The organism is Martelella sp. UBA3392, from assembly GCF_002358775.1.
GTDB lineage: Bacteria > Pseudomonadota > Alphaproteobacteria > Rhizobiales > Rhizobiaceae > Martelella > Martelella mediterranea.
Genome location: NZ_DEPM01000119.1, coordinates 1 through 6,729, shown reverse-complemented (window position 1 = coordinate 6,729; position 6,729 = coordinate 1). Strand labels below are relative to the sequence as shown.

The window sequence follows — 6,729 nt, the reverse complement described above, 5'->3', positions numbered from 1 at the left end:
CCGTCCGGAATTGCGTAAAAACAAAGAGATAGAGCCTTTCCGCGTTTCCGTGAAATGCGGAAAGGTTCTAACGGCCAACGGATACGGCTGTTATTGCAGGAAACCGCGGAAACGGCGCAGCGCGATGGCGAAGAGCGCCAGTCCGAGCGCCGCCAGCCAGACGAATTGCGGCCAGACGACATCAAACCCCGCGCCGCGAAACAGGATCGCCTGAGACAGCGTCACGTAATGGGTATTGGGCGCCAGCAGCATGATATCCTGAATGAATTGCGGCATGCTTTCACGCGGCGTCATTCCGCCGGACAAGATCTGCAACGGCATCAGCACCAGCATCAGCAGCAGGCCAAACTGCGGCATCGAGCCTGCCACGGTTGCCAGGAAAATACCGAGCGAGCACATCGCAAACAGCATCAACGCGCTGCCGGCAATGAACAGCGGCATGGAACCGTTGACCGGCACGCCGAGAATGCCTTCGACCACGATCACAAGGGAAAGCGCCGAGGCGACGAGGACGACGAGGCCGATCGACCAGATCTTGCTGAGCACGATTTCAAGCGCGGTGACCGGCATGACCAGAAGGTGCTCGATCGTGCCGTGCTCGCGCTCGCGGATCAGCGCCGCGCCGGACAGGATCATCGACAGCATTGTGATGTTGGTGATGATGTTGATGATCGAGCCGAACCACATCTGGCTGAGCTGCGGATTGTAGCGGGCGCGGATATCGAGAGAGACCGGAATTTCGCTGCCGCCCGGGAAGCGGTTCAGATATTCGCTGACGGTATTGTCGATAATCTGCTGGATGTCGTTATTGCCGGTGAAGGCCTGCGTCATGCGCGTGGCGTCGATGTTGAGCTGCAGTTCCGGCTTCCGCCCGGCAAGCACGTCCCGTTCGAAATTCGCCGGTATATCGAGCACGAAGGTCGATGTTCCGCTATCCAGCCGGGCATCCATCTCGGCGGTGTCAATGAGTTCCGGCTCGATGAAATAGGGGGGATAGAAGGCATCGATAATGCGCTGCGACAGCGCCGAGCGATCCTCATCGACAACCGCGATGGCCGCGCGGTTGAGCGTTTCCGGCATGGCGGAGGATTCCATGTAGATGGAAAGCGAAAAGGCATAGACAATCAGAACGAGCATCAGCGTGTCGCGGCCAAGTCCCCGCAATTCCTTGATGCCGAGCTGCAGGATATTGGAAAACCGCATGACCTACCTCGCCTGCTTGCCGAGCAGCAGCGTGCTGGCAACGGTCAGAACCGGAATGGCGATGAGAAGCGGTACGAAGGCGGCCTGAAGATCGGCGAAGCCGAGCGCCTTGGTGAAGGCGCCGCGCGATATCGTTACGAAATAGGTGGCCGGATAGACATTGCCAATCACGGCGCCGAAGCCCTCAAGCGCACTGACCGGATCGATGAGGCCGGAATACTGGACCGCCGGAATGAGGGTCAGAAGAGCGGTGGCGAAAAGGGCCGCGATCTGGCTGCTGGTAAAGGTCGACACCAGAAGGCCCATGCCGGTGGAAATGATGACGAAAAGCAGGGCCGCCAGCGAAAAGGCAAGCAGACTACCGGTAAAAGGCACCTGAAACACGATCAGGGAAGTCACCAGCAGCAGGGCGAAATTGAACATGGCAAGCACGACATAGGGCACCTGTTTGCCAACCAGGAATTCGAGCCTCGTCGTCGGCGTGACATAGAAATTGACGATCGAGCCCAGTTCCTTTTCCCGCACCACCGAGAGCGTCGTCAAAATGGCCGGAATGAGCATCAAGAGCAGCGGAATGACCGCCGGCGCCATGGCGACGAGGCTGCGAATATCAGGGTTGTAGCGATAGCGCGCTGCGACCGAATAGGCCGGATCGGCCGCGCCCGCCCCGTAGATTTCCTCGATCTTGCGGGTGAGCCATGTGGCATAGACGCCCTGAATATAGCCTCTGGCCGAAGATGCGCGCTGCGGCATAGAGCCGTCCAGCCAGACGCCGATCTCGACATCGCGGCCGCGCGCCAGGTCGGCGGCGAAATTCGGCGGAATTTCGATTGCGAAACTGATTTCCCCGTCGCGCATGCGCCTGTCCATGTCGGCATAATCGACAAGCGGGGCTTTCTCGTCGAAATAACGCGATCCGGAAATATCGAGCGTCAGGTCCCGGCTCGTGACGGTCTGATCGCGGTCGAGCGTGGCATAGCTCAGGTTTTCGATGTCGAGATTGATGCCGTAGCCGATCACCAGCAGCAGAATGACGCTGCCGATGATCGCCATCGTCGCGCGGATCGGATCGCGTCGCAATTCCAGCATTTCGCGCCAGGAGTAAGCCATCATCCGGCGAAAATCGAGATGACGCTTCAGCGCTCTTTCGGCGCCTCTGTCATCGGCGTCATCCGTTTCGGCATTTTCGGTGACCACCAGACCTTCCGTCTCGTCGCCGCTATCCGTCACCGCTTCCAGATGGCTGATGAAGGCTTCCTCGAGCGTTGCCTTTCCGCTTGCCGCGATGATGGCGGCCGGGCTGTCGCTCGCCAGCACCTTGCCGGCATGCATCAGCGAAATCCGATCGCAGCGCGCCGCCTCGTTCATGAAATGGGTGGAGACGAAGATCGTGACGTTGTCGACGCGCGAAAGCGCGATCAGCATGCGCCAGAAGTCGTCCCGCGCCACCGGATCGACGCCGGATGTCGGTTCGTCCAGGATCAGGATGTCCGGGCCATGGATCATCGCGACCGCCAGCGACAGGCGCTGGCGGATGCCGAGCGGCAGCGCGTCCGGCAGGCCATCGGCGACATCGGCGAGATCGAACCGCGCGATCATTTCGGCAACGCGCGGGCCGATCGTCTGCTCCGGCAACCTGTAAAGCCGGGCATGCAAATAAAGGTTCTGCCGCACGGTGAGCTCGGTATAGAGCGAAAAGGACTGCGACATATAGCCGACCCGCCGGCGCACATCGATATTGCCGGGATCGACCGGCTGGCCGAACAGCTTCGCCTTGCCGTCGCTGGCATCAAGAAGCCCGGTCAGCATTTTCATGGTGGTGGTCTTGCCGCAGCCATTCGAGCCGAGAAAGCCGAAAATCTCGCCCCGGCGAATGCGGAAGCTGACATCGTCGACGGCGGTGAAATCGCCGAAACGCTTGCTCAGATGCTCGGCTTCAATGGCATAGTCACCGGCATCGTCGCCCTCGCGCGCGGTAATTTCCACCGGCGCGCGATCGCCGCGAGCCGCTTTCGGCAAAAGCGCCACGAAAGCCTCATCGAGATTGTCGGTGGCGGTCGCATGCAGAAGTTCGGCCGGGCTTCCCGTGGCAAGAACGCTGCCGTCATTCATCGCCGCAAGCCAGTCAAAGCGCGCGGCTTCTTCCATATAGGCGGTCGCGACGATGACGCTCATGCCGGGGCGCGAGGCGCGGATATTGTCGATCAGGCTCCAGAACTGCCGCCGGGACAAGGGGTCGACGCCGGTCGTTGGCTCGTCGAGAACCAGAAGGTCGGGGTCGTGGATGAGCGCGCAGCAAAGCCCGAGCTTCTGCTTCATGCCGCCCGAGAGCTTGCCGGCCGGTCTGTCCGCAAAAGGCAGCAGTCCCGTGCTCTTCAGCAAAGACTCGATGCGCCGGCGGCGTTCGCTGTGGGCGTGGCCGAACAGCCGGCCGAAAAAATCGATGTTCTCGTAGACGGACAGCGTGGCGTAGAGATTGCGGCCAAGCCCCTGCGGCATGTAGGCGATGCGCGGGCAGACGGCGCGGCGGTGCCCGTCATCGGAGATATCGCCGCCAAGCACCTTCACCGTGCCGGTCTGCACCTTGCGCGCGCCGGCAATGAGCGACAGCAGGCTCGACTTGCCGACGCCGTCCGGGCCGATCAGGCCGGCCATGCAACCGGCGGGAATATCAAGCGAGATATCCTTCAGCGCCGCCGTCTTTCGATAAAGCAGGCTGACGCCCTCAAGGCTGGCGACCGGGACGGCGCCGTCCTGCTCACCGGCGGCGTTCATCGGGCCAGATTTCCTTCAAGCGCATCGGGCCAGACGGCATCGGGATCATAACGCACATAGGCGACGCCAGGCAGCCCGGTCTTGACGAGGTCGACATACTTGCGCAACAGGTCCGGGTCGATCCGGGCCTTGACCCGGAACATCAGCTTCTGGCGCTCCTCTTCGGTCTCGACGGTCTTCGGCGTGAACTGGGCGACATCGGAAACGTAGGAAATGCTGGCCGGTATGGTGAATTGCGGCGCGGCATCGAGCACCAGCCGGGTCTCGGCGCCGATTGCCGTCCGGCCCGCCTGTTCCGTGGGCAGGAAGAAATTCATATAGACGTCGGTCAGATCGACGATGTTGAGAATGCGACCGCCGGCGGCAACGATTTCGCCCGGCTGGGCGACGAGATACTGCACGCGTCCGGGACGCGGCGCGGTCAGGGTGCTGTCATCGATGATCGACTGGATATAGTCTATGCTGGCCTGAGCCGCATCGATTGCCGCCTCCGCCTTCGCAAGCTGAACTTCGGCGGTGCTGACGGCCGCGCTTGCGGCGGCGGACGAGGCCTCGCCGGCGGCCATGGCGGCCTTGGCCTGCAACGCCGCCGCCTCGGCATCCTCGAGCGCCTGTCTCGAGGACACATTGGTCTGCACCAGTCTTTGAAAACGCGCGAAAGTGGCTTCGGCGGAACTGAGCTGGGCCTTGCGCTGTTCGACGATGGCTTCGGCGGCCCGTTTTTCGGCCTTCGCCTGTTCTATCGTGGCATTGGCCGCGTCCACGCCGGTGCGGGCGCTGCGCAGATTGGCCTCGGCTTCGCGTTTTTGCGCCTCGAGCTGCCTGGTGTCCATCTGCACCAGCTTCTCGCCGGCCTGAATGAGATCGCCCTCATTGACGAAAATCTCGCTGATCCGACCGGCGGACTTGGCGGAGATATCGATCTCCGTCGCCTCGATACGGCCGTTGCCGCTGGCAATTCCCTCAGGAAGCGTATCGCCGTTGAGATTGCGCCAAGCGGCGTAGCCGCCCGCCGCAACGGCAACGAGGACGATGATCGCGACCCATTTACCCAACCCTGTCCGCACTCTGAAATCCCCATTCCGGCGTGGTCCACAAACTGCCACACGCAATCACGCTTTCCACCCTAGCGGCGGGAAGGATCATGACAATGCGGCATATCGCCTTCAGATCTCGCGCTTTCCGAAGCTGGCTTACAAATACCACGGCACGCGTATGAATGTTATGCGATCCAGCGAAAAATTTGGCGCGGTCAAGCCCGCGTCAGATCTCGCTCCACCCGTTGCGGCGAGCCGGAAGACAAAAATACTGGCAGATGTCCGCGACCGTTCAACAACCGGCAAGGACGCGCTCCGGTCGCTTGCAGGCTGAAACAGACATCACCTCGCCGCGGAAAAATAGTGCGCCGTCAGCAGCGAGTGGCAGATAGAACGGGGCCAACGCAAGGCTGCGCGAGCGGCAAGGCAGGAGAGAAAGGTTTGCAACGAGCAGCGCCGGCATGCCCGGTCCGGCACGAACGCGCCGGACCGGGCCGAAGCCAGCCTTACTGCTCGATCGCCAGCGTCATGTTGACGGTGATGTTGTAGGTGTTTTCACCGGCCGCGATCGGCGGAGCGCCTTCGGCTTTCGCCATCATCACGTCGGCGCGCATCATCATCGGCTGCGGCATCGAACTCTGTTCGGAGATCGACATAACCTTGCCGAGCGTGACGCCGGCGGCCTCGGCCAGCGTTTCGGCCTTGGCGAGCGCGTTGGCCACGGCCTCGCGCCGGGCCTCGTCTTCCGCCGCTGAGGGATCGCTGTTGGAAAATGAAATCCCGCCGCCGGAATTGACCCCGAGCTTGACCGCCTGATCGAGAACGGCGGAGAGCTTCGAGAGATCGCGCACCCTAACGTTGAGGCCGTTCTGCACCTCATAGCCGACGATCTCGCTGGTCATTGTTCCATCATCGGCCTTGACCTGCTGATAGCGCGGGCTCACCGAGAAATTGCTGGTCTGGACGTCCTTGTCGGCGATGCCGTTCTGCTTCAGCGCATCGATGACCTTCTGCATGGCGGCCGAATTGTCCGAAAGCGCGGTCGCCGTGTCATCGGCCTGGCTGACAACCGAAAGCGAGACGGTGGCCATGTCCGGCACCAGCGTGGCATCGCCATCGGCGGAGACGTTGATGACGGCCGGCGGCGCGGCACCGTCTGCAAAGGCTGCCGTGCCGGCAAGCGGGAGCGCGAAAAGCAGGCCCGCAGCGGCGAGACGAACGGGTAAATTGGCCATGGATATCCCTCCTTGAAATGGTATCCCCTCCTCTTGGCCGGCAATTGTGAAGCCAATGCGGCGGGAACTTGCGATGCCCATGAATTTGGAGTAGTCGGAGGGTCCGCGCAAGGAGCCATTGCCAGCGCGGCCCGTTCCAGCCCATCTCGGCTACGGACAGGGGGCCTGTAGCTCAATGGTTAGAGCCGGCGGCTCATAACCGCTTGGTTGGGGGTTCGAGTCCCTCCAGGCCCACCAATCATCTTATTTAATCCTTGTCGTCCGACATGGAAACGCCGACTTTGCGACAAAAGTCGGTTTTTCGATTCGCCACTTGCGGCGATGCCTTAGAGCCCTCGCAGCCTGCCCAATCTGGCGCCTGCTGATTTCGCCCTCACCCATGAATTGAAAAAATAGATGCCGCGCAACGCCGCCCAGCCGGTTTTACGCTTCCCGCGCCAAGAGACCGGCCTTGTCAGAGGTGGCTCGGGAAATCTGCA

At 61.7% G+C, this 6,729-nt stretch carries 4 protein-coding genes and 1 tRNA gene; 1 reads left to right on the top strand and 4 read right to left on the bottom strand.

Annotated elements, in window-relative coordinates; genetic code table 11:
* Positions 1-90: 90 nt before the first annotated feature.
* The 4 genes from B4E36_RS08695 to B4E36_RS08680 form a co-directional block, all read right to left on the bottom strand.
* Positions 91-1,203 (bottom strand): ABC transporter permease, encoded by a 1,113-nt coding sequence (locus tag B4E36_RS08695; RefSeq protein ID WP_345900245.1) that lies wholly within the window; start codon positions 1,201-1,203, stop codon positions 91-93.
* Between the two features lie 3 nt (positions 1,204-1,206).
* A complete protein-coding gene (gene rbbA, locus B4E36_RS08690; RefSeq protein WP_345900244.1) occupies positions 1,207-3,978 on the bottom strand; it encodes a ribosome-associated ATPase/putative transporter RbbA in 2,772 nt (923 codons plus the stop codon).
* Positions 3,975-5,033 carry an HlyD family secretion protein gene (locus B4E36_RS08685; RefSeq protein WP_345900247.1) on the bottom strand — a complete coding sequence of 353 codons (1,059 nt, stop codon included), beginning with the start codon at positions 5,031-5,033 and terminating at the stop codon, positions 3,975-3,977. Before B4E36_RS08685 ends, rbbA begins: the two co-directional genes overlap by 4 nt.
* Positions 5,034-5,521: 488 nt before the next feature.
* A complete protein-coding gene (locus tag B4E36_RS08680) occupies positions 5,522-6,250 on the bottom strand; it encodes an SIMPL domain-containing protein (protein WP_345900243.1) in 729 nt (242 codons plus the stop codon).
* A gap of 161 nt (positions 6,251-6,411) precedes the next feature.
* Here B4E36_RS08680 and B4E36_RS08675 point away from each other — a divergent pair.
* A tRNA-Ile gene (locus B4E36_RS08675) sits at positions 6,412-6,487 on the top strand.
* Positions 6,488-6,729: the final 242 nt, after the last annotated feature.